The organism is Lyngbya sp. CCY1209, from assembly GCF_035615495.1.
Classification (GTDB): Bacteria; Cyanobacteriota; Cyanobacteriia; order Cyanobacteriales; family Microcoleaceae; genus Limnospira.
The window spans coordinates 1-21,969 of the sequence record NZ_JAJENU010000653.1; the positions used below are offsets into that span (position 1 = coordinate 1).

General features: G+C 53.8%; 19 protein-coding genes. 9 read left to right on the plus strand and 10 right to left on the minus strand.

What is annotated here, in order from left to right:
* A partial coding sequence (locus LKE08_RS26725; RefSeq protein WP_324707340.1) for a Uma2 family endonuclease occupies positions 1 to 669 on the plus strand: 669 nt, incomplete at its 5' end.
* Between the two features lie 34 nt (positions 670 to 703).
* On the opposite strand, the gene LKE08_RS26730 is transcribed toward LKE08_RS26725, so the two are convergent.
* The 4 genes from LKE08_RS26730 to LKE08_RS26745 all read right to left on the minus strand — a co-directional run bounded on the left by LKE08_RS26730 (position 704) and on the right by LKE08_RS26745 (position 3,842).
* On the minus strand, positions 704 to 1,108 hold the full coding sequence (locus tag LKE08_RS26730) for a hypothetical protein (RefSeq protein ID WP_324707341.1): 405 nt from the start codon (positions 1,106 to 1,108) through the stop codon (positions 704 to 706).
* A gap of 93 nt (positions 1,109 to 1,201) precedes the next feature.
* Positions 1,202 to 2,371: a JmjC domain-containing protein gene (locus tag LKE08_RS26735; RefSeq protein ID WP_324707342.1), complete on the minus strand. Its 1,170-nt coding sequence runs from the start codon at positions 2,369 to 2,371 to the stop codon at positions 1,202 to 1,204.
* Positions 2,372 to 2,441: 70 nt separating this feature from the next.
* The gene (locus tag LKE08_RS26740; protein ID WP_324707343.1) at positions 2,442 to 2,702 is read right to left on the minus strand and encodes a hypothetical protein; all 261 of its coding nucleotides are present in this window, start codon (positions 2,700 to 2,702) and stop codon (positions 2,442 to 2,444) included.
* 69 nt (positions 2,703 to 2,771) lie between these two features.
* Entirely contained in the window at positions 2,772 to 3,842 is a 1,071-nt protein-coding gene (locus tag LKE08_RS26745; RefSeq protein ID WP_324707344.1) for a hypothetical protein, read from the minus strand.
* Between the two features lie 375 nt (positions 3,843 to 4,217).
* On the opposite strand from LKE08_RS26745, the gene LKE08_RS26750 reads away from it, so the two are divergent.
* From LKE08_RS26750 to LKE08_RS26765, 4 genes are all read left to right on the plus strand, one after another.
* Positions 4,218 to 5,297 carry a glycosyltransferase family 4 protein gene (locus tag LKE08_RS26750; protein ID WP_324707345.1) on the plus strand — a complete coding sequence of 360 codons (1,080 nt, stop codon included), beginning with the start codon at positions 4,218 to 4,220 and terminating at the stop codon, positions 5,295 to 5,297.
* Between the two features lie 14 nt (positions 5,298 to 5,311).
* Positions 5,312 to 5,653 (plus strand): hypothetical protein, encoded by a 342-nt coding sequence (locus LKE08_RS26755; RefSeq protein ID WP_324707346.1) that lies wholly within the window; start codon positions 5,312 to 5,314, stop codon positions 5,651 to 5,653.
* A 48-nt stretch (positions 5,654 to 5,701) separates the two neighbouring features.
* Positions 5,702 to 5,932 carry a hypothetical protein gene (locus LKE08_RS26760; RefSeq protein ID WP_324707347.1) on the plus strand — a complete coding sequence of 77 codons (231 nt, stop codon included), beginning with the start codon at positions 5,702 to 5,704 and terminating at the stop codon, positions 5,930 to 5,932.
* 169 nt (positions 5,933 to 6,101) lie between these two features.
* Positions 6,102 to 8,378, plus strand: coding sequence for an amylo-alpha-1,6-glucosidase (locus LKE08_RS26765; protein WP_324707348.1), 2,277 nt, complete (start codon positions 6,102 to 6,104; stop codon positions 8,376 to 8,378).
* Between the two features lie 105 nt (positions 8,379 to 8,483).
* Here the strand turns inward: LKE08_RS26765 and LKE08_RS26770 are convergent, their stop codons facing one another.
* Complete coding sequence (locus LKE08_RS26770; protein ID WP_324707349.1) at positions 8,484 to 8,711, minus strand: LapA family protein; 228 nt, start codon at positions 8,709 to 8,711, stop codon at positions 8,484 to 8,486.
* Positions 8,712 to 9,001: 290 nt separating this feature from the next.
* Here LKE08_RS26770 and LKE08_RS26775 point away from each other — a divergent pair, with 290 nt between their 5' ends.
* Positions 9,002 to 9,763, plus strand: coding sequence for a peptidoglycan-binding protein (locus LKE08_RS26775; protein ID WP_324707350.1), 762 nt, complete (start codon positions 9,002 to 9,004; stop codon positions 9,761 to 9,763).
* 111 nt (positions 9,764 to 9,874) lie between these two features.
* Here LKE08_RS26775 and LKE08_RS26780 read toward each other — a convergent pair whose 3' ends face one another.
* Together LKE08_RS26780 and LKE08_RS26785 are read right to left on the minus strand one after the other, a co-directional pair.
* A complete protein-coding gene (locus LKE08_RS26780; protein ID WP_324707351.1) occupies positions 9,875 to 11,449 on the minus strand; it encodes a mucoidy inhibitor MuiA family protein in 1,575 nt (524 codons plus the stop codon).
* Between the two features lie 2 nt (positions 11,450 to 11,451).
* Positions 11,452 to 13,677 carry a mucoidy inhibitor MuiA family protein gene (locus LKE08_RS26785; RefSeq protein ID WP_324707352.1) on the minus strand — a complete coding sequence of 742 codons (2,226 nt, stop codon included), beginning with the start codon at positions 13,675 to 13,677 and terminating at the stop codon, positions 11,452 to 11,454.
* Positions 13,678 to 13,692: 15 nt separating this feature from the next.
* On the opposite strand from LKE08_RS26785, the gene LKE08_RS26790 reads away from it, so the two are divergent.
* Entirely contained in the window at positions 13,693 to 13,815 is a 123-nt protein-coding gene (locus LKE08_RS26790; protein ID WP_324707353.1) for a hypothetical protein, read from the plus strand.
* A gap of 3 nt (positions 13,816 to 13,818) precedes the next feature.
* On the opposite strand, the gene LKE08_RS26795 is transcribed toward LKE08_RS26790, so the two are convergent.
* The 3 genes from LKE08_RS26795 to LKE08_RS26805 all read right to left on the minus strand — a co-directional run bounded on the left by LKE08_RS26795 (position 13,819) and on the right by LKE08_RS26805 (position 17,241).
* On the minus strand, positions 13,819 to 14,514 hold the full coding sequence (locus LKE08_RS26795) for a 2,3-bisphosphoglycerate-dependent phosphoglycerate mutase (protein ID WP_324707354.1): 696 nt from the start codon (positions 14,512 to 14,514) through the stop codon (positions 13,819 to 13,821).
* A gap of 88 nt (positions 14,515 to 14,602) precedes the next feature.
* The gene (locus LKE08_RS26800; RefSeq protein ID WP_324707355.1) at positions 14,603 to 16,186 is read right to left on the minus strand and encodes a glucose-6-phosphate isomerase; all 1,584 of its coding nucleotides are present in this window, start codon (positions 16,184 to 16,186) and stop codon (positions 14,603 to 14,605) included.
* A 47-nt stretch (positions 16,187 to 16,233) separates the two neighbouring features.
* Entirely contained in the window at positions 16,234 to 17,241 is a 1,008-nt protein-coding gene (locus tag LKE08_RS26805; protein WP_324707356.1) for a 2-hydroxyacid dehydrogenase, read from the minus strand.
* Positions 17,242 to 17,574: 333 nt separating this feature from the next.
* Here LKE08_RS26805 and LKE08_RS26810 point away from each other — a divergent pair, with 333 nt between their 5' ends.
* Together LKE08_RS26810 and LKE08_RS26815 are read left to right on the plus strand one after the other, a co-directional pair.
* Complete coding sequence (locus LKE08_RS26810) at positions 17,575 to 18,582, plus strand: NAD(P)-dependent alcohol dehydrogenase (RefSeq protein WP_324707357.1); 1,008 nt, start codon at positions 17,575 to 17,577, stop codon at positions 18,580 to 18,582.
* 164 nt (positions 18,583 to 18,746) lie between these two features.
* Positions 18,747 to 21,920 (plus strand): helicase-related protein, encoded by a 3,174-nt coding sequence (locus LKE08_RS26815; RefSeq protein WP_324707358.1) that lies wholly within the window; start codon positions 18,747 to 18,749, stop codon positions 21,918 to 21,920.
* Positions 21,921 to 21,969: the final 49 nt, after the last annotated feature.

Genomic DNA, 21,969 nt, shown 5'->3' on the forward strand with positions numbered 1-21,969 from the left:
TGTTTGGAGTGGCTGTGGCGCGATCGCGAAGATTTCTTTATCGGTGCCAACCTGACGATCTATTTTAGCCGTCAACAGTTGCGAAACCGGGAGTTTCGCGGGCCGGACTTTTTCCTGGTGAAACCCACCGAGAAACGTCCCCGCAGATCCTGGGTGGTGTGGGAAGAGGGGGGACAGTACCCCAATGTAATTATCGAATTACTCTCCACCAGCACGGCAACCGTCGATTGCACCGAGAAAAAACTGCTCTATCAAAACCGATTTCGGACACCCGAATATTTTTGGTTTTCCCCAAATACCTTTGAATTTGAAGGATTTCGGCTGATCGGAAACCAATATCAGGACATTCCACCCAACGATCGCGGTTGGCGGTGGAGTCAGGAACTCGGTTTGTATCTCGGGATCGAAAACGAGAAGTTGCGGTATTTTACGCCGGAAGGGACGTTGGTGCCAACCCCGGAAGAAGCCGCACTTGAGGAGATCCGACGCGCCGAAGCCGAACGCCAACGCGCCGAAGCCGAACGCCAACGCGCCGAAGCCGAACAGCAACGCGCCGAAGCCGAACAGCAACGCGCCGAAGCCGAACGCCAACGCGCAGACGAAGCCGAATTGAGGGCGCAACAATTGTTAGAACAGTTGCGATCGCTCGGTTTCGATCCAGACTCTTAATTGAGGCAAAAGCGGTTTGAAAAAATCCGTAGGATCAGGGATGTTCGACTCCTGCGGATTGATTTTCGCCGGTTTCTCCGAGTTTCTGAAAGGCGCGGGGGTGGGCGTTCCAAATTCGAGAAATAAACGCCCGAAATCGTCGGTGGGTTCCGGGTGCGATCGCCCCTTTTTCCGCCCCGGCATCCAATTCAACCAACAGCGGGATCGCCTCCGTATCCAAAGCGGCGCGAAACAGTTGCAGCGGCCAGATCAAGTCCGAACTCTCGCGCAGATCGTAGGACGCGGGAGGATCGTCCGCAGCGGATTCGACCAACATTAACGGGCGAACCCAACACACTTGGCGATCGCTCACCACTTGAATCACCTCCGCGTACAGACAGGCATCTTCGGCTTCCAACGCCACAATTTGACCGGACTTAAATTTGGGCAGATCGTTCATAGATACTTGTTATCGTTAAAATACAAGATCTATCATCCCGAATGCACGGTGTCCGATCTGATAATACTACATTTTAAGTCGAAAAAACCGACATCAATCGATCCGATCCGATCGCACGATCAAAATCCCCGCTTTCACTAAACGAGATAAAAACGGCACGATTTCCGTTTCCCAATCGAAACCGGGCAACCACTTCCGCACGTCGAGTCCGTCAAATTCGGTCGCCGCAAAAATGCGCTCCAAAACCGTTTTTTCGATGCCCTTTAGGGAGATTTTCTTGCCTCCGGTTTTAATTTCATATTTGTCCGTTTCTGTCAGTTCAGAGATCTGTACGGGTTGGGGAGGGCGATAGAATTGGGTGCGATCGCCGTGGGGAAAGATATCGTATCCCATCTGGGCCGGGAAACCGAATTGGACGGGGGGTTGCCCCTGCAAAAGTTGTTCGTCGAGATAGCGATCGATCAACTCGTTTAACTCCAACAGACTCATCCAATTTTGCACCAAATTTCGCAAATGTTTCCGGCAGTTTTCTCGATCGTCCGGATTCAACAAAGGCAGACTTTCTCGCCATTGGGGAAACTCTTGCAATTCCCGGGTCAACCAGTCGCTAAAATCGATGCCGTTCGGGCCGTCAATTCCCAGAGTCAGATGCAAAGAGGGTTCGTCCACCGCGATCGCATAATGCCAGTGGCCGCGCGGGATGTAGAGGAGATCTCCGGGATGGAGAATGATGTCGATGTAGGGGTCGGTTTCCGGGGGGGTAAATTGGGAGGAACGGTGTTCGGCGAGGGGATAAACGAAAGTGTCAGAAAAAACGCGCCAGTGTTTGTGACCGGAGAGTTGTAAAATAAAGACTTCGTGGGAGTCGAAATGACGGGAAAAACCTTGATGTCCGGGAAAGGAACAGTAGCTGTTGACTTGGCAGCGGTGTCCGAGTTCGATTCGCAGTTTGGCGACCCATTCTGCGATCGCTTTTACCCGTTCGTGGAGGCGATCGACCACCAGCGTCCCCCCCGCCCGACACTGTTCGATCAGTTCTTGGGGCCGCTTCGCTTCCGGCAGGGTTTGACCGGATTTGGAAACGCGGACTTCCGGAAATTTTAACGGGTAAAAATTCAGGTAATTGTTGAGGGATTCCCAATCAAATAAATGTCCGAAGCGATCGGCATCTGTGCCGGGTATGACCAGACCTTCTCGCGTCCAATATTTTTCGAGAAATGTTTCGAGGGGAAATGGGTCTAACAGTGTCGTGAAAGTTTGCATCGAAGGTTCGGGAATTCGGCGGGAGGGGCGGTCGGGGGAATCGAGTTATCCCCCGGAATCGAATCGGTTTCTAAGCCAGCGTGTTCGAGCGAGCTCGGCGGCGGGTGGAAGCGCGACCGCGATCGGTGTCATAGTTGTAGTCGCGATCGCTGTCGGCGTCGGCGGTCAAATACCCGTCCTCCGAGGTCGTCGCTTCCGGCAGGGTTTCGATTTCCATTTGGATGCGGTTGACCGGATTTTGAGTCGGGGCGGTGATGGCCGCATTCGCGCTTTCTCCCAAACTGAGAAACGCCAAGGACAACAGGGTGGCAATTTTTAAAGACGGTTTCATGGTCAATAACTCCTAAATCAATGGTTTTGCAGGTTTAAATCAGAGCGTTAATTGAGCGTCGGGACGATTTTAGTCGTCGTCATAGTCGTCGTAATCGTCATAATCGTCATAGTCGTCATAATCGTCGTAGTCGTCATAATCGCGATCGCTGCCGTTGGATTCCCAAGGGTTAGAAGGGGAATAGTCCCGCCAATCGTCGTCATCGTCGATTTCCATTTGAATGGAACCGCCCATCATGGGAGGGGCCGGGGCGGGTGTCACCATCGAACCGTCAGCCCGGGTCAAGCTGTAGGCGTCGAAATCATAATCGTCGAAATCTCCGGTGATGGTCAAGGCTTCTCCCGGCATCACGGGGACGGGGAAATCACCTTCGGGCGACCCGTCCACTTCCACCGGGCCGATTTCGTTGCTTTGGAACCAGAAGCTATCGACGTCCGTTTGAGCGATAACCATCCCGGTCAGGGTTGTCATCCCCATACCCATCACGGGAGGGGCCGGGACGGGCGTCACCGGGGGATTGGGGGCAACTGGGGCGGGTGTCAACATCGAACCGTCAGCCCGGGTCAAGCTGTAGGCGTCGAAATCGTAGTCGTCGAAATCTCCGGTGACGGTCAACACCTCTCCCGGCATCACGGGGACGGGGAAATCACCTTCGGGCGACCCGTCCACCAGAATTTGGCCGATTTCGTTGCTTTGGAACCAGAAGCTATCGACATCCGTTTGGGCGATAACCGTCCCGGTCAGGGTCGTCGTCCCCATACCCATCACGGGAGGGGCCGGGACGGGCGCCGCCGGAAGACCCGTCAGCGGGTCAACGGGGGCGACTCCGGGAACCACGGGGGGAGGGGGTGCCGCCGGTGCTCCCAGGACGAAAGAACCGTCGGGGCGAGTGATGCTGTTGGTGTCGATTTCCATGCCGTCCCATTCGGCGACTTGCAGGGTGACGACTTCGCCGGGGAGTAAGCCGAGTTGCCAAGCCGGGAGGGGGGAAACATCGACAACTGTGGTTCCGCCGCCGGTGGGATAGAACAGGAAGTCGTCGCCATTGTCGATTAAATTGCCGACGGTTCCGGAAACCATCGCGCCGGGGACGAGGGGGGTCGTGTTGTGATCGGTGGGGACTAATGCATCTAAAACCATTGTGGTTTCGCTTTCCTTGGGGTTGTTGAAATCTAAGTTAGGAAAGGAAGATGACCTAAATGTGACGGCTCTCTGAAATTTCAAAATGGGCGCTCCGACCCCTTGAAAAATGGGGCGATCGCCACATAAAATGTCCGCGTCACCCTGACTTGTGGCGCAGTTGACGCGATCGCACCTGAGTGGCAAGTACGGTTTTCTCACCCCCACAGTTGTGATATCTGTACGTTGAAAAAATCGCAGCCGTGAATATACTGATACAACAAAACCGATGGTTTCGGGGCGTCGTTCCGAAACTCCGGAGCCATCAAACTCAGTCCAATCTATTCTTCTTTCTACGCTTTTCTACACTGCGACCATAAGCTAAGGAGGATTACAATGCGGATTGCTCAAATTGCGCCCCTGTGGGAACGGGTGTCACCTCCCGCCTATGGCGGAACGGAGGCCGTCGTCAGTACGTTGACGGATGAGCTGGTGCGTCGCGGCCACGACGTGACGCTATTTGCCACCGGAGATTCGCAGACTTTGGCGATGCTGGAACCGGGATGCGAAACCGGATTGCGATCGCTGGGAGTCCTGCCGCCGGAGTATGCGGTTTACGAGCAGATGCAGTTGAGCAAGGCGTTCAAACGGGCGGGGGAATTCGACCTGATTCACTCCCACATGGATTTCGCAGCTCTGCCCTACGCAAGTTTCACCAAAACGCCGGTCATCCATACCATTCACGGTATTTTAACGCCGCTGGTGGAGCAGATTTATAGCCAACATCGACAGCAGAATTTTGTCAGTATTTCCAACTCCCAACGGCGCGAGGATCTGAAGTTGAATTATGTGGCGACGGTCTACAATGCGATCGCCACCGAGCAGTTCAAATTCTATCGAAAACCGGACGAGCCGCCCTACCTGGCATTTTTGGGGCGGATGTCGGTGGAAAAAGGACCCCACCTGGCGATCGCGATCGCCAAGCGGACGGGTTTGCCGTTGAAAATGGCGGGCAAGGTCGATTTTGAAAATCGGGAATTCTTCGATCGCGAAGTCGCCCCCCACATCGACGGCAAACAGATCGAATTTTTGGGAGAAGCCGACACCCGACTCAAAAACGAACTGATGGGACGGGCGATCGCAACTTTGTTCCCCATCACCTGGCGGGAACCCTTCGGACTGGTGATGATCGAGTCGATGGCCAGCGGCACCCCCGTGATCGCCATGTCTCTGGGTTCGGCGCCGGAAGTGATCGCCGACGGAAAAACGGGTTTCCTGTGCGAAAACCTGGAAGCGTGCGTCGCGGCGGTGTCGAAGGTGGAGAAACTCGATCGCCGCACCTGCCGGGAGCACGTCGAAGACAACTTCAGCGTCCGGCGGATGGTGGACGGCTACGAAGCCGCCTATCAACAAATTCTCATCGATCGCTTCGTCAACAACGGCCACCTGCGATCGCCGATGTTAAAAGCCAGTTAGGGGAGGAAATGTCAATGTCTGTCGAAACAAGACCCGCGATCGCCTTTCTTTCCCTGGAGCGAGATCCGGCCACCTGCGAAAACCTGCTGTCCGTCGCCACAGCCCTCGCCCAGCGGGGTTGGACGGTGGATCTGTTCGCCCGCCGGGGGGGTGACGGCGAACCCGCAACGACTCGGATCGCCCCCCACTGCCGGATTGTGCGCCTGTCCGTCGGGGGTGACGATGCCTCCGCATTCGCCAAGGCGATCGAATCCTTCCAGATCAAAAGCGGTTTACTCAGTCCCCTCTTCCACAGCTTCGACGACCTTTCGGCCCGGGTCGGCTATTATTTCCAACAGAAAAAAGGCTGGCGGTGAGTCCATTCGAGCCGCACGCCGGAACCGCTTCTGCCGTCGGCGGATCAGGTGATCCTGCTGCGATCGCCCGCCACCCCGCCGGAAACCGTCCCCACAGACGAGGTGAACCAGATGCGGCACCAGCGGCACTGGGATGCGATCGCCTCCCGCCTGGGCGGTTTCTACCGCCAGCACCTCGCCATCTACGTCGGCGCGATCGGCCTGGAAATCCCCCGCACCTGCCACCTGCCGCCATTATCTGGCGCGAGGGAAATGGCGGGCGATCGCATCGCCGGATAGAAGAGAATTGAACCACGGAGGCACAGAGAACACGGAGAAAAATAGAGAGGCTTTTTCTGACTAAAATGTAGACGGCTCGGAAATCAACCCCCGAGCCGATCGCCAAAATCCTCTCAAAAGGCTCTCCCCTCATTTTTCATTTTTCATTTTTCACTTTCAAACTAGAAAGATGGTCAAATCGTCAAATTCCGCCGAACCAAAAACACCGGATTTTGGGGCGATTCGCGAATCGCTGGTGGAACTCGACGGGCGGACGTTCGCCCCCGCCGAACAGGTTCCCATCCCCGAATGGCCCTGCACCATCCAACGGCAGCAACCCACCCTCACCCTCAAGGATGATGACGTTTTTTTGATTACCGACACCTGGGGCAATGTCCCCGGCTGTTCCGACGATACCCAAAATGACACCAGTTTGGGGCTGTTTTGCCGGGATACGCGGTTTTTGAGCCGCCTTGAATTGCAGTTCGAGGGACGCCCGCTGATTTTACTCAGCAGCACGGCGGGGCGGGGGTTTACCCTGTCGGCGCTGTGCGCGAATCCCTACGTCAGCGATCGCCAGATCCCTGCCGAAACCGTCGGCATTCAGCGGGATTTGGTGCTGCAAGGGGGGTTATTTGAGGAACTCACCCTCACCAACTACGGCACCGGACCGGTGGAGTTTGAACTGAGTCTGAGTTTCGACGCGGATTTCGCCGATCTGTTTGAAATTCGGGGCCGGGTGCGCGATCGCACGGGGACTGTCATGCGGCGGGTACGCCCCCCGGAATCGTCGGCGGAGAGGGGGGCGGAATTGATTTTGGCTTACCAGGGACTCGACGGCACGTTGATGGAATCTCGGATCGAGTTTTATCGCCAACCGCCGCACCGGTTCGAGGGCTACACGGCGATCTGGCGGCTGTCGCTGCAATCCCACGAAACCCGGGTTTTGGGCTACCGCATCCTGCCGTCCATCGACAGCCGGCCCGCCTCCTCGGTGAGCTTCCCGGCGACCCTCGGGCAGGCGATCGCGGCGGAGACGATGGAGGCGCAGCGGTGGGGCGAGGGCGTCACCCGCATCCGCACGGACAACCGCTCTTTGAATCAAATTATCGAACGGGCCGAACGGGATATCTATTTATTGACCCAAACCTTCGGCGACGGCAAAATCCTCTCGGCGGGGATTCCCTGGTTTTCTACCCTGTTCGGGCGGGATTCGATCATCGCCGCCATGCAAACCCTGATTCTGAACCCGGACATCGCCCGCCAAACCCTGGCGGTGCTGGCGGAGTACCAGGGCAAGGTGACGGACGAATGGCGGGAGGAGGAACCGGGCAAAATCCTCCACGAGTTGCGGTTGGGGGAGATGGCCCGCTGCGGCGAAATTCCCCACACGCCCTATTACGGGACGGTGGACGCCACGCCCCTCTGGCTGATGCTCTACGCCGACTATTTCGCCTGGACGGGCGATCGCGCCTTTTTGGACAAATACTGGGATTGCGCCCTGGCGGCGATGGACTGGATCGATCGCGGTCTGGCGGCCACGGGTTATCTCACCTACGAGCGCAAGTCGCCGGGGGGACTCCGCAACCAGGGTTGGAAGGATTCGGGGGATTGTATCGTCGATGCCGACGGGAAATTGGCCGAGGGGGCGATCGCTCTGTCGGAGGTGCAGGGCTACGTCTACGCCGCCAAAATGCGGATGGCCCACCTGGCGCGGGTGCGGCAACAACTGCAGTCGGGCGATCGCTGGCGGGAGGAGGCCGAAGACCTGAAACGGCGCTTCGAGCGGGACTTCTGGCTGCCGGAGGCGGGCTATTTCGCCCTGGCTTTGGACGGAGACGGGAAACCGGCGGACAGCATCACCTCGAATCCCGGTCACTGCCTGGGGTTGGGGCTGTTTTCCGAGGAAAAGGCCCGCAGCGTCGCCGAGCGGTTGCAGGCGCCGGATCTGTTCAACGGGTGGGGGATTCGCACCCTCAGCAGTTCCTCCCCGGCTTACAACCCGATGGGCTACCACATCGGCTCGGTCTGGCCCCACGACACGGGGATGATCGCCGCCGGACTGCGGGCGATCGGGTTCACGGATGCGGCCCTGGAGTTGGCCAAAGGCATCCTCGACATGACGGCCCAGCAGCCCTATTCCCGCCCCTCGGAGCTGTTCTGCGGCTTCGATCGCACCCCCGACAGCAGCCCGATCCGCTATCCGGTGGCCTGTTCTCCCCAGGCTTGGGCGACGGGGACGGTGTTTCAACTGTTGCAGGTGATGTTGAATTTGGTGCCGGACGCCCCCAACAACTGTCTGCGGATCGTCGATCCTACGTTGCCGGAGTCGGTGCAGTACCTGTCCCTGACGAATCTCAAGATCGGGCAGACACTCCTGGATCTGGAGTTCGAGAAGGCGAAGGGGGCGACGGCTTGCCGGGTGGTGCGGAAACGGGGGAATTTGCGGGTGGCGATCGAGGCGTGATGAGGGTGTGGGGTGTAGGGAATTGTAGGGGCGAATGGCATTCGCCCTTCCCGCCAATTCGGGGATAAAAAATTATCAATTGTCAATTATCAATTATCAATTATTCTAAATTCTGGAACTGCCACCCCGACGCAAAATCGGCAGAGCGATCGCACCCCCGATCAATCCGATCGCGACGCAGAACGCCAACACCACCCCCACCGGCATCTGGATGGACTCGAAGGCCAGGAATTTGAGGGAGACGGGGGTGGCATTTTGGACGGAGAGGATCGCGATCGCGAGGACCCAAATCGCCAAAATCGAACTGGTGAGGAGGGGGAAGATAGTTTTCATGGCTGGGGTGCGGAATGGGGACCGTGCGCTTTTCAGTTTAGCAAGAATGGCGATCCCGTGTTTGCAGTTCTGTTTGCCTGTGGCACGCTAGGCGAACGGGGGACAGAATCCTAAATCCTGCGGGAGGAGTGTGGAGGTATCGAAAGTTCTCAATTCTCTTTTTTTTCTTCTCTTTCCTCCCTACACCCTACACCCTACACCCTACACCCGCGTATAGCAAGAATGGCGATCGCTCGATTCCCAACCGTCTTAAACTGAATGGTGCGTAACTATATGAAGAGGTTGGAGCTATGGTAGATTGGCGTCCCTACAGCGATCGCGAACTGCGCTATGTGCTTTACGGCTTGGGATACGGGGTTCCGGTGACTTTCGACCCCATCGCCGGTGATGCGATCGCCCAACAGGCGATCCGGGCTTTTCAGAACGAACACGGACTGGCTGTCGATGGCATTCCGGGCGATCGTACCCAGGGCGAAATGGCCGGAATTGTCAGCCAACTGCACAAGGATCTCAATACCCTGGTGCGTCCCGTTCCCCCCCTCCCCGGCAACCAATTTTACGGCCCGAAAACGATCGCGGCGGTGAAAGAATTTCAGAAAAAATACGATCTGCCCGTCACCGGGGTGGCTGATACCTACGTCCGGGATAAAATTCAGGATACCGCTTTCTGGTGGGAAAATCGATCCAAGCCCGAACCTCCCGGTCCGATCACTCCCATTTTTCCGCCCGAAGAATTTGACCAAGCCATCAAAGGTTTGGGATATGCCAATATTTCCTCATTCCAAGCGGATTATGATTTGCCCCAAACGGGGACTGGCAACCCGGAAACTCAGGAAATGCTGGCGAAAATTGTCCGCAATTTGCAGCACAATTTGAACTTGGTGTTTCAACCCCGCCCCCTGATTGCCTATAGCGAACGGTACGATCGCAGAACGGAAGAATTTGTGGAGAAGTTTCAGCGAGAATTGGGGTTGAAAGAAACCGGAATTGCCGATTTGGATCTCCGCAAGCGTTTGGATCGGTGGGCGAAAAATAAATGGATGTTGCGGTAAGAAGATCCGCAGATTTCGCAGATTTCGCAGATGGATTTTCTAGATTGGGGCGGAAAGATTGTAGGGGCGCAAGGTTTGCGCCCTTTTCGACTGTCCGAGTGCGGTTCCATATTAAATCCCTTCGACCTGGGGACTGGATGAAACTTTGTAGGTGAGTTCGATCTTTTTTTGGGAGTAGGGTTCGACGGTCACTTGCCAACTGCAAAAGCCGTTGATATCGGCGGTGATACCTTCCGTCGTGCGATCGGGAATGACCTCGACTTTGACGGTTTCTAATTCGGAAATGGGCACCCGTTCGGTGGTTTCGATGACCCGGGTTTCTTCGCCGATGTTGGAAATAAAGATCCGGAGGGTGTGGGTGACGATTTTCCAGCGGGTAATCGGATGCCGTTCGGTTTTTTGAGTGTGGGTTCGCTGCACGCGGATGGCCGCATCCGGCCCCCATCCCAGGGCAAATTTTTCCCCCGATGCCACGAACCCCAAAGCCGTTTTGCCGACCTGTTCGGTGGTGCGGAGTAAATCCACGGGGCCGGCTAAAATGGGGAAGGTTGCGGTATTCGTCTGTTCGCTTTTGAGAACCACTTGATTCGCCATTTCGGGCTTCAAAATATATTCGATTTTGGCATCCGATGCGGCGGAAAATAAAAGGATGCGGTAGGGGCGACCGTCGGAGGGGATGGTGGCTTTGGTGCGCGATCGCAAGATCCGCACTTCCCCGCCGTCATCGACTCCCGGTAACGCGAGAGAATCCGCACTTTCTCGATCCGCCAAACCGGCTTTTTCGACCCGGCGATCGCGGGCTTGCACCACCACCCTTTCCGCCTTTTCTCGGACGTTTAACAGGTCGTCGGTCAGCAGCGGCGGGTCGCTGCCGAGGGAGGGTCGCGCCGTGGAAAATATCAGGTCTACATCGTGCCAATCTTCTCCGGTCCGTTGCCACACGCAGCCGTAACATTTGAACAGCAAGTCGGGCGTTTCTCGGAATAACAATTGGGCGTGGTGCCAGGGCCGCCAGAGGGCATTGGGAACCGTATAATCCATCGCCAGTTCGTATTCCGCTTCCGTGGGAATCATCACGTCAATTTCTAAATCGGTAATGTAGACGTGAGCTGGATGGGATAAAGCGGCGATGCGGGTATTTATGTCTTCCAGTTGTTGATTCAATTCGGTGCGGGTGCGATCGCTCTCGATCGCTTCGGCATGACTCTCTCGCAACTGTTGAAATAGGATTTGGATTTGTTCCTTCGCCCTGTCGAGGTCAAATTGTCCCCAAGTCGCATCGACCATCCACTCTTGAATATCATTTTTGAGAATGGTGTCAATTTCCGCGCGGAACATCTCGCGCTCTTGCCAGCTTTCCTGAAGGTCTACGAGGGTTTTATATAGCGATCGCGCCTCGGCTGTCAACGCCCGAATTTCCTCCGGCTGGCTGCTTTCTTTGACAATCTTTTTTCGACGTACCCGAAAATCGTCGATCCGGGCATTCGGATAATTGCCATTGAATTCGACGCGCAGGGACTTGTTGGCGATCAGTGGCGACACATTTTCGATCCGAATCGACCACAAACCCGCCGCCAAATTTGCTTTTAAAATGCGATTGACCGACGCCCGATCTTCCAACAGCGTCACCGTAGAAATGGGGGCGGTCAACGTCAATTTTTTGACATCTTTTAATGTAGCTTGCATGGTCATTCCTCCCGGCGATTTCCGCCGATCAAATCACTGTCTTCGGAAATGGTGACTGTATATTGGGCGGAGAAACACTGTCGCTCTCCGGGTGCCAAATTGACCCGCCAACGATAACCCCCTTTGATGGGAAAACCCAATTCGGTTTGGTTGTATTTTTTCCAGTCCGGAGATACAGCATCGATCGCCACATCAACTTTGGCATCTTTTTGCGGGACGGGCAGTCGCTCTCGGATCTCAATGTCGGCGACTTTTGACAGATTGTTTGAAACGTCTATTTTGATTTCATGTCGCAACGCTTTGCCCCCGATAATCAGGTCGCTACCCCGGTTTTCTGTAAAAGATGTATTGCGGGCAATTTTGATGGATTGTTCGACCCCAAAACCCAAATTCATTTTGGCTTTTGGCGGGGCTGTTTGCAGCGTCGATGACAACAGATATTCCCCATCCAGATAGACATCCATCGAACCTTTTAATAGGGGCGATTGGAAGGGATTGTACAGTTTTCCCATCCGAAATACATTTTCATCGAACCGGGGAACGGCGACATAATAAATGTCCAGATCCGTATTTTGATGGGTCAAAGCCACGGAATGAAATTCGCCGTCGGAAGGGATATCGACCCGACCATCTGAGTGGTAGGCGTAGTCGAAGGAACCGGCGACCTCCCGGACGTTCATCCCACCGCCGGGAAGGGGTAAGTTGAGACAGCTTTGGGCTTTCGATATGGCAGTTTCTACCACGGACATAAAGTCGAAGTTGACCGCAGCATTCTGGCGGTCTAGAAATTCTAAATAGATCTCTCGCCGTTGTTTTATGAATAATTTTCCGCGCCGTTCGCGATCGCCCGGTTTCCCCATTTCCATGAGATTGTATTCCAAGGAAAAAGGAGTCCGTACCGGCGGGCGATCAGAGAGGGCCTGACGGGCAAATTTTGTCGCCTGCCTCGCCCCAGATTGAATGTCAGAAAGGGGGGCAGAAAATTCGGACAAGCCCCCCATATCGGCCGTTCGTCCCGCCAAATCATCCTGATAAAATGATTCCTTTGTGCCGGAAGATAGGGTGTTTCTTTCCTGGAATAAAGCGGTCAACTCGTGAAATTCATCATCTCTTTCGTCGGATAATAGATCCTCCGCTTCTTCTGATAAATCAAGTTCCTCCTCGAACTCGCTCTCTGACCGCTCAAACAATTGAGCCTCGAAGTCGTCTTCTGACCGATCGAACAATTGAGCCATCGGACGCAATTCCTCGGGGAAAATCTGCGGTGCCCTCACAGATTTTGATTCTTCTCGCACTTCTATTGTGCGGTAGCGATCGTAGTCTTCAAACAGCAATTGTGCCCCTTTCGGAGGCGATCGCCACCCCGAGGATTTCAGGAGGGGTTGGGCGCGGCCGAGGCGCAATGTGGGCAACTCCGGCAACTCGCACCACATCTGGGGTCGGGCTGTGGAAAGTTCCAAAGAAACCCCCGACCAGTCTTCGCCGCTGCGCTGGCAAATCAAAGCCCGCAGGGTGATAGCGGCGGTATTGTTGACGGTATCCAAACGGAAAATATAAGTGGGAGTCCAACGGGCGCCGGGAACGAAATATTCGAGAATTAACCGTTGTTCAGATGGGGCGCGATCGCTTTCATTTTCCGGATAACTGAGGCGGACGATCGCCATTTTTCGCAATTCGTTCGGCCTCGCTTCTCGGGCGGAAGAAGCCCGCTTTTCTTTTTGTAATAAATCCTCGAGATGTTCTCGGGCGCGGCGCAGCCGTTCGTCGATGTCTCGTTTTTCTTGAATCCGGGCGCGGATTTGTTCGGATTTATACTCGGCGATCGCCATTCGCATCGCCGTCTGGGAGGGGGGTGGGGCGATATCTGCATCCCCTTGAGGGCGGTTGGGAACTTTGATTTGGGCGAGAACTTTAACTTCAGTTTTAACCAAACTTAACAGTTGTTCCAACTGTTTGACCTGAGTTTCTGCCGCCTGAATTTCTGCCGCTTCGGGACGGGGCGGGGTTTGGGTTGGAGAAGGGACCGCCAGCCCGATGCGGACATCCGTGGCGATCGCACAATTGTCCGAATCGCTTTCCACTCGAACCCGCACGCTGCCATCATCCAAAGCCAGGGGAAGCCCCGGAATTTCGACCTGTTCTTCCGTCTGTCGCAGCGTCGCCACCCGCGATACCGTGGCGCCGGCCGCGTAAAGTTTGACGCGATCGATGTGAGAAGTTAGCTGCATGATCGTTTACCATTCATGGCTGACACCATTTTAACCGCCCGCCGATCTGGCTTTACCTTTCTTAACACCATCGTTCCGTTTTTTGGTATTAAAAAAGAGGTCGGCAACTGCGACCCCGATGTTTCAGATTGTCAATGACAATTACTTCAAAATTTTCTTGTCCGAAATTTTCCCTTCTTTATCCACTTCGTAAACGATCGGGACGGCGGTTCCCAGTTCTAAATTGGGGATGTCCTCTTCGGAGATATTTTCTAGTTCCATGATGATGGCGCGGAGGGAGTTGCCGTGGGCGGCGATCAGGATGTTGTCGCCCTCGCGGATGTGGGGGAAAATGCGATCGCGGAAAAAGGGCACCGTGCGATTGCGGGTGTCTTCCAAACTTTCGCCGCCGGGGGGCTGCACGTCGTAGGAACGCCGCCAAATGTGCACCTGGGCATCCCCGAACCGTTCGGCGGTTTCGGCTTTGTTCAACCCCTGCAATTGTCCATAGTAGCGCTCGTCGAGTTTGGAACTCAGAAAAATGGGCAATTCTTCCTCGGGGTTGCCCTCGTATTTGTCCCAGCCGTGCCAATCTTCTTCGTCGGTGCTGTGTTTGATGATGGGGATTTTTCCGCCGCAAATATCGTCCACTTCCGTCAGGCAGATGACGGCGGTTTCGATCGCCCGAAATAGCATACTGGTGAAGCAGACATCGATCCGGCAGTGTCGCAACTTGCAGGAGGCGATCGTCGCTTCCGCGCGGCCCTGTTCGCTGAGGGGAACGTCCACCCAGCCGGTAAATTTATTAGCCGCATTCCAAAGGCTCTGTCCGTGCCGAATTAAAATCAGTTGAGACATCGTTTTTGGATCATTCTACAAGTTTACAATGGTTTTAATCGGGCGGCAATCCATCTACCTCCAGGGTGATTTTTTGCGTTTCCATCGATTACTGTTGATAGGCAACTTTGAGACTCTCGGGTTTGGCGCGATCGCCCTGCAGAGAAACTCCCCGCTTATTCGCGGACAAATGGCGGACGATTTTATAAACCGTTTCCACCTGTTCGGATGCCCCGGCTTGGGTCGCCAAATCCATCAAACTTAAAGGCTGAGAAGCACTCCGCAGCACCTTCAAAACTTGCCGTTGCAATTCCAAAATCGAGGCAGCGGCTTTCTTCCCGGCTTCCACCCCCGGCTGGTGATAGGCGTTGACATTCACCACGGAAGCGTACAAGCCGACCGCCCGTTCGTAGAGGGCAATTAATGCGCCCACGGTGCGGGGATTCACCGTCGGAATTGTGATGGTAATCGAATCGCGATTATTTTCGTACAACGCCTGCCGGGTTCCCAGCAAAAAGCCGGAGAGAAAATCCCCGGATGTGGCATCTTCCTCCACTTCCATCGATTCCCCGTCTCGGTCTTCTAGCACTTCGATAAACGTGGCAAAAAAGTTGGGAACGCCCTCCCGCAGTTGTTGGACGTAGGCGTGTTGGTCGGTGGAACCTTTGTTTCCGTAAACGGCGATCCCCTGGTGGACGACGTTGCCATCGAGATCCTTTTCTTTCCCCAGGGATTCCATCACCAACTGTTGCAGGTATCGGGAGAATAGTAATAAACTATCCTTGTAGGGCAAAATTACCATATCTTTTTTGCCCTTGCCCTCACCGCTGGCGTACCAGCAGAACGCCAACAACGCCGCCGGATTCTGTTGGAATTCGCGGACTCGGGTGGCGGCATCCATTTCCTTCGCCCCGGCCAACAGTTCCCGGATATTGATGCCCATTAAAGAGGCGGATAATAGCCCCACGGCGGACATTTCCGAAGTGCGTCCCCCCACCCAATCAAACATGGGGAATTCAGCCAGCCAGCCTTCCATGCGTTCGAGTTCGTCCATTTTACTGCCGATCATGGTGATGGCGACGGCGTGGGCGGGAAAATTGAGCCCCTGCTGTTCGTAAACCCGCTTGACTTCCAACATCCCGTTGCGGGTTTCCGGGGTGCCGCCGGACTTGCTAGTGACGATGACGAGGGTATTTTTGAGGCGATCGCGGAGGCGGTTGAGGACGCGATCGATCCCCGCCGGATCGGTGTTGTCGAGGAAGTCGATTTCCATCGGGGGAACGTCCGGGGACAGGGCTTCGGCGACAAATTCCGGGCCGAGGGCGGAACCGCCGATACCGATGGATAAAATATTGGTAAATCGGTCTGCTTCTGGGGGTTTGATCGTGCCGTCGTGAACCTGTTTGACGAAGGTTTCAATGGCCTCCAAAGTTTCGGTAATTTCTTTTCCGAAATCGTCGGGGGCGAGATCCGGATCGCGCAGCCAGTAGTGGCCCACCATCCGGTTTTCGTCGGGGTTGGCGATCGCCCCTTTTTCCAAAGCATCCATATCTTTGAACGCCTTTTCAAATCGGGGTTTTAAGGTATCCAAAAGACCGGGATCGAACCGCATCCGGCTGATGTCGAGGTACAGGTCGAGTCCCCCGTGGTAGTACAGCCAATCTTGATATTTTTGCCAGAGTTCCTGAGTCATAGTCGAGAATCCGATAAAATGAACGTTCGAGGTCGATTAAATTGTCGCTAATGGGGAAGTTTGACTGCGTTTTTTAGTTCCTTCCCCGCTGCAAAATCGGCGATGTTGCAGACGGTCGTCTCCGCGATCGCGGTCAGGGCATTCTTCGTAAAAAATGCCTGGTGTCCGGTGATGATAACATTGGGGAAGGATTGCAGCAATTGGAATGTATCATCTTGAATAATTTCTTCCGACCAGTCCTCAAAGAAAAATTGGTCTTCTTGCTCGTAAACGTCGATTCCCAAGTAACCGATCGTCCCGGATTTTATCCCCCGAATGACGGCTTCGGTATCGACCAGCGGCCCCCGACTCGTGTTGATCAGCATCACCCCTTTTTTCATTTGTGCGATCGCCCCTTCGTTGATAATATGATGGGTTTCGGGGAGCAGGGGACAGTGCAGGGAAATGATGTCCGAATTGGCAAACAGTTCGGGTAGGTCTACATAGCGCGAGTCGCCAATTTTTTTGAATTCATCATTGGGATAGGCATCGTATCCCAACAAATGACAGCCGAATCCGTGCATAATTTGGGCGAAAATCAGGCCGATTTTACCCGTCCCGACGATGCCGACGGTGCTGCCGTTCAGGTCGAAACCCAACAGGCCGCTGAGGGTAAAATTATCCTCCCGAACGCGGTTGTAAGCCTTGTGAATTTTGCGGTTTAGCGTTAAAATCAACCCCACCGTATGCTCGGCGACGGCGTAGGGAGAATAGGCCGGGACTCGGACGACAGTCATCCCCAATTCAGCCGCAGTTTGGAGATCCAGGTTGTTGAATCCGGCGCAGCGCAGCGCGATTAATTTCGTGCCATTCTGTGCTAAGATTTTGAGGGTTTCGGCATCGGCTTCGTCGTTGACAAAAATGCAGACCGCCGGAAATCCGGCGGCGAGGGGAGCCGTCCGCGATCGCAACCGGGCCTCGAAGTAAACGAACTCGTGGGGCGTTTCCCGGCGAGCGTTGGCCTCGTCCAGAAACCGGCGATCGTAGGTTTGGCTACCAAAAACAGCGACTTTCATTGTTCGGTCGTGAACCTCTCGAACGTTTACTTTTATAGCGATCGGGTGATATTACGGAAGTCAGTCACCGTCGTGGGAGCATTATATTTTAACCGCCCGCCATTTGAGTTAAAAAAAGATTAAGAATGGACGGGGGCGATCGCCCGCATCCCCCGAAACTCGGGACTCAGGAGGCTCCCGGACGACCGGTCTGGCCATTCCATCCGGAGTCAGAGTCCCGGAAACCGTGCCGACGGATTCCCGGCGGGCGGAAAACGGCTTCGGCCGCCGACTTCTACCTCTCAAAATAACACCGACCATCAATTTTTTGTTAACTTTTCATTACCGACCGATATGGAAACTCAAGGATTCGCAGTCAAACAGGAAAAAGCGGCGTTAGAACCCCACCATTTTGAGATAGAATCTCCCGACAATTATGGTTGTGTCATCCGGGTTCTCGCCTGCGGGATCTGCCACTCGGATATCCACATGATCGATAACGATTGGGGAATGTCGAATTATCCCCTGATTCCCGGCCACGAAGTCATCGGGGAAGTGGTGGAAATCGGACCCCAGGCGAAGCATTTAAAAATCGGTGATCGCGTCGGGGTAGGTTGGCAGCGATCGTCCTGTTTGCAGTGCATGGACTGCCTGCGGGGCAACGAAAACCTCTGCGACGACACCCGAGCCCTGATCGCCACCGGGCCGGGGGGATTCGCCGATCGCCTAGCGATGGACTCCCGGTTCGTGTTTCCCATCCCGGACGCGATCGAAACCGAAGTAGCCGGCCCCCTACTGTGCGGCGGGATCACCGTCTATTCCGCCCTCCGCTACGCCGGAATGAGTTCCGGACAGGAGATCGGCGTGATCGGAGTCGGCGGTTTAGGACACATGGCCGTCCAATTTGCCGCCAAACTGGGCAACCGCGTCACGGTGTTCACCACCTCCCAGGATAAGGCCGATTTTGCCGCCCAACTCGGCGCCCACGAGGCGATCGTCGTGGGCAAAGGGGAGGCCCCGGTCGCCCCTTCAAAACCCCTGAATATCCTGCTGAGTACGGTTCCCGCCTCTCTGGACTGGGTGCCTTACCTGAATTTTCTGGACTCCGACGGCACTCTCAGTTTTGTCGGCGTCCCCGACGAACCCCTGAAATTGCCCCTATTTCCCCTGCTGATGAAACGGCGGCGGATCATGTCCTCTCCCATCGGCGGACGGGCGATAATGCGGGAGATGTTGGACGTGGCAGCGACCTACGGAATCAAGCCGATTGTGGAGGTATTTCCGATGGAAAAGGTGAATGATGCCCTGCGGCGGGTGAGGGAAAATAAAGTCCGTTATCGGGCGGTTCTCGTCAATTCTTGACGGAGGCAAAAATGAGGGGGGATCGCCAACTTTCAGTTTTTCAATCGGGGATTCGCGACAATCGCGATCGCGGTACTGTCGGGAACTTTTTAGAAGATTTGATTCGACCGGGTTCTCGGCTATCCTTTGTATCTGCTTATTTCACAATCTACGCTTTTGAAGCGTTGCAAAGCCAACTAGAAAGCGTCGATAATCTGCGATTTTTATTCGGCGAACCCCGGTTTGTCAAATCAATTTCGCCCCCGAAGGATGCGAAAGTCTTCAGCCTGGAAGATAATGCGATCGCCCTGACAAAACGTCTGTCCCAACATCGGGTGGCGAGAGATTGTGCCGAGTGGATTCGCGATCGCGTCGAAATTCGCTCCGTCCTTCAGTCCAATTTGCTGCACGGAAAACTCTATCATATTGAAACGCCGGACAATAATAAAGAAGCAATTATCGGCAGCTCAAATTTTACAGTTAAGGGGCTGGGTTTTCAGGAAAATTCCAGCAATATCGAACTTAATTTGGTGGTGTGCGATCGCCGAGATTTGGAAGATTTAAAAAAATGGTTTGATGAAACTTGGGATAACGATAAGCTGGTCGAAGATGTCAAAGAAAGGGTTTTGAATTATCTCGAACAAATTTATCGAGATATCGCGCCAGAGTTTGTTTATTATAAAACTCTATTTCATCTCTTCGATTCTTTTCTGCGATTCAAAGATGAAAATCAAATCAGTCGCCAGAGCCAGTATAAGGAATCCAAGATTTGGAATATGCTGTTCCAATTTCAGCGGGACGGTGTGGAAGCGGCGATCGAGAAGATTCTCGCCCACAATGGCTGTATTTTAGCCGATAGCGTCGGCTTGGGAAAAACCTTTGAAGCCCTGGCAGTGATCAAATATTTTCAAGATAGAAATGAAAAAATTTTGGTCTTGTGTCCGAAAAAGTTGCGGAGTAATTGGACGACTTATTTGGCATCTGGCAACAGTCAGTTAAATCCTTTGATCGAGGATCGATTGAATTATACGGTACTCAGCCATACAGATTTGACTCGTACCAGTGGCAAGGTTGGAGATATCGATTTGCAAACCTTTCGGTGGGATACGTTCGATCTGGTTGTTATTGATGAATCCCACAATTTCCGCAATGACAGACGCGGGAAGACCGATCGGGAGGGAAATTATCAGCCGAGTCGATACGAGTTTTTGTTAAATACCGTATTGAAAGCGGGAGTAAAAACGAAAGTCTTGTTACTTTCAGCAACTCCCGTCAACAATGATCTCCAAGATTTGCGAAATCAGTTAACTTTGATTGCGGGAGAAAATCCCGGCGGGTTTGCGAAGAGTTTGGAGATTTCTGATTTCAACCGGACTATTTTAACGGCGAAAAAGCGGTTCAAGGAATGGTCGAAAAAATCTCGGCGCGATCGCCAAGATCTGATGCTGCGGTTAAATGCCGACTTTTTCAAACTTCTCGACGGAATTACATTGGCTCGATCGCGCAAGCACATCGAACGTTACTATGCGGATACGGTCAAAGAATTGGGCGGATTTCCAGAACGATTAAAACCGATTTCCGTCTATTCCGATATTGATATCGATGAAAACTTCATGGATTACAGCGATCTCTACGAGGAAATTTCGGCTTATCAACTGTCGCTGTTCAATCCATCGCACTATGTTTTGGATGCATTCAAACAAAATTACGAAGGAAAAGTTATTCAGAAAAACTTTACTCAGGCGAACCGGGAAAATTATCTGATTGCCATGATGCGGATGAATTTTCTCAAGCGCCTGGAAAGTTCGATCGCGTCTTTTAAACTCACACTGGAACGCACCATTCAGAAGATCCGAAAACTGGAAGAAAAAATCGATAATTATATCGACAGCAATGGAAACTTATCCGCAGACGAAACTTTAATTGAGGTGGACGATAATGGGGAAGAGATGGATGAAGAAACCCAAGCTGCAATGGAGGTGGGGAGTCGCTTCAAATATCAGCTACAGCACCTCGATCTTGAGGCTTGGAAACGGGATCTGAGCCGCGATCGCAAACAGCTTTACAAAGTTTTCAGCCAAGCCAAAGATGTCGATGTCAATCGGGATGCGAAGCTCAAAAAACTGAAGCAAATTATCGAAGATAAAGTTAAAAATCCGACCGCGAACAAAACCGGAGAACCCAATCAAAAAGTTTTAGTCTTTACGGCATTTTCCGATACGGCTAAGTATCTGTATGACGCCTTAAAAGATTGGTCGCAAATAGAACTCGACATTCACATTGCACTGGTAACGGGAAGCGGCAACAATCAAACCACCTACGGCGATCGCCACTTCGAGCAGATTTTAACCAACTTTTCTCCCAGATCCAAAAATCGCGCTGCCATACCCACGATGTCGCAGGATCGAGAAATTGATTTGCTGATTGCCACGGACTGCATTTCCGAGGGACAAAACCTGCAAGATTGCGACTATTTAGTTAACTACGATATCCACTGGAATCCAGTCCGGATCGTCCAGCGGTTCGGGCGGATCGATCGCATCGGCAGTCTCAACCCTTCCGTTCAGTTGATCAACTTCTGGCCGACGGAAGATCTCGACGGCTATATCAATCTCAAAAATCGAGTCGAAGCGCGGATGGCTTTGGTTGATTTGTCGGCGACGGCGGAAGATAACTTGTTAGAAATGGAAGCCGAACTTCGGGATGAGTTGAGTTACCGCGATCGCCAATTGCTGCAACTTAAAGAAGAGGCGATCGACCTGGAAGACTTGGATGATAATGTATCTTTGACAGAATTCACCCTGGAAGATTTTCGTCTGGAACTGATGCGCTACCTCGATCGCCATCGCCAGGAACTCGAAGAAGCGCCCTCCGGAATGTTCGCAGTCGTTCCCACCCATCCCGACTATCCCATCATTCAACCCGGCGTGCTGTTTTGCCTCAAGCAAATCGAAGAGGATCGCTCAGAAGCCGAAAATCAGATGCTCAACCCCCTCCAGCCCTATTTCCTGGCCTACGTCCGCGATGATGGCGAGGTGCGTTACTCCTTCACGCAGCCGAAGCAGATATTAGAATTATGGCAGGTGTTATGTTCGGGGAAAACCGAACCATATGAACAATTGTGTCGATGGTTCGATCGCGCCACCGAAAACGGCGAAAATATGACTCAGTACAGCCAGCAACTCGACCGGGCGATCGCCAGCATCCGGCACACTTACCAGAAAAAGGCAAAGGGAAATTTGCTCAAGTCTGGAAAGCGCGGCATTTTGCCAAAGCGGGACGTGCAAATCGACGAAAATACCGCCTTCGAGTTGATCACCTGGCTCGTCATCAGTCGTGGCACACCCGCGCCACCGTAGCACAGACTTCCAGCCTGTATCTGACGGCCAGGATGGCCGTGCTACGCGC

What these genes read in the sequence shown, in the direction of transcription:
- LKE08_RS26730 (WP_324707341.1), bottom strand. Translation starts at nt 1,108, where the DNA reads ATGAACGATCTGCCCAAATTTAAGTCCGGTCAAATTGTGGCGTTGGAA.
- LKE08_RS26735 (WP_324707342.1), bottom strand. Translation starts at nt 2,371, where the DNA reads ATGCAAACTTTCACGACACTGTTAGACCCATTTCCCCTCGAAACATTT.
- LKE08_RS26740 (WP_324707343.1), bottom strand. Translation starts at nt 2,702, where the DNA reads ATGAAACCGTCTTTAAAAATTGCCACCCTGTTGTCCTTGGCGTTTCTC.
- LKE08_RS26745 (WP_324707344.1), bottom strand. Translation starts at nt 3,842, where the DNA reads ATGGTTTTAGATGCATTAGTCCCCACCGATCACAACACGACCCCCCTC.
- LKE08_RS26750 (WP_324707345.1), top strand. Translation starts at nt 4,218, where the DNA reads ATGCGGATTGCTCAAATTGCGCCCCTGTGGGAACGGGTGTCACCTCCC.
- LKE08_RS26755 (WP_324707346.1), top strand. Translation starts at nt 5,312, where the DNA reads ATGTCTGTCGAAACAAGACCCGCGATCGCCTTTCTTTCCCTGGAGCGA.
- LKE08_RS26765 (WP_324707348.1), top strand. Translation starts at nt 6,102, where the DNA reads ATGGTCAAATCGTCAAATTCCGCCGAACCAAAAACACCGGATTTTGGG.
- LKE08_RS26770 (WP_324707349.1), bottom strand. Translation starts at nt 8,711, where the DNA reads ATGAAAACTATCTTCCCCCTCCTCACCAGTTCGATTTTGGCGATTTGG.
- LKE08_RS26775 (WP_324707350.1), top strand. Translation starts at nt 9,002, where the DNA reads ATGGTAGATTGGCGTCCCTACAGCGATCGCGAACTGCGCTATGTGCTT.
- LKE08_RS26780 (WP_324707351.1), bottom strand. Translation starts at nt 11,449, where the DNA reads ATGCAAGCTACATTAAAAGATGTCAAAAAATTGACGTTGACCGCCCCC.
- LKE08_RS26785 (WP_324707352.1), bottom strand. Translation starts at nt 13,677, where the DNA reads ATGCAGCTAACTTCTCACATCGATCGCGTCAAACTTTACGCGGCCGGC.
- LKE08_RS26790 (WP_324707353.1), top strand. Translation starts at nt 13,693, where the DNA reads ATGGCTGACACCATTTTAACCGCCCGCCGATCTGGCTTTACCTTTCTT.
- LKE08_RS26795 (WP_324707354.1), bottom strand. Translation starts at nt 14,514, where the DNA reads ATGTCTCAACTGATTTTAATTCGGCACGGACAGAGCCTTTGGAATGCG.
- LKE08_RS26800 (WP_324707355.1), bottom strand. Translation starts at nt 16,186, where the DNA reads ATGACTCAGGAACTCTGGCAAAAATATCAAGATTGGCTGTACTACCAC.
- LKE08_RS26805 (WP_324707356.1), bottom strand. Translation starts at nt 17,241, where the DNA reads ATGAAAGTCGCTGTTTTTGGTAGCCAAACCTACGATCGCCGGTTTCTG.
- LKE08_RS26810 (WP_324707357.1), top strand. Translation starts at nt 17,575, where the DNA reads ATGGAAACTCAAGGATTCGCAGTCAAACAGGAAAAAGCGGCGTTAGAA.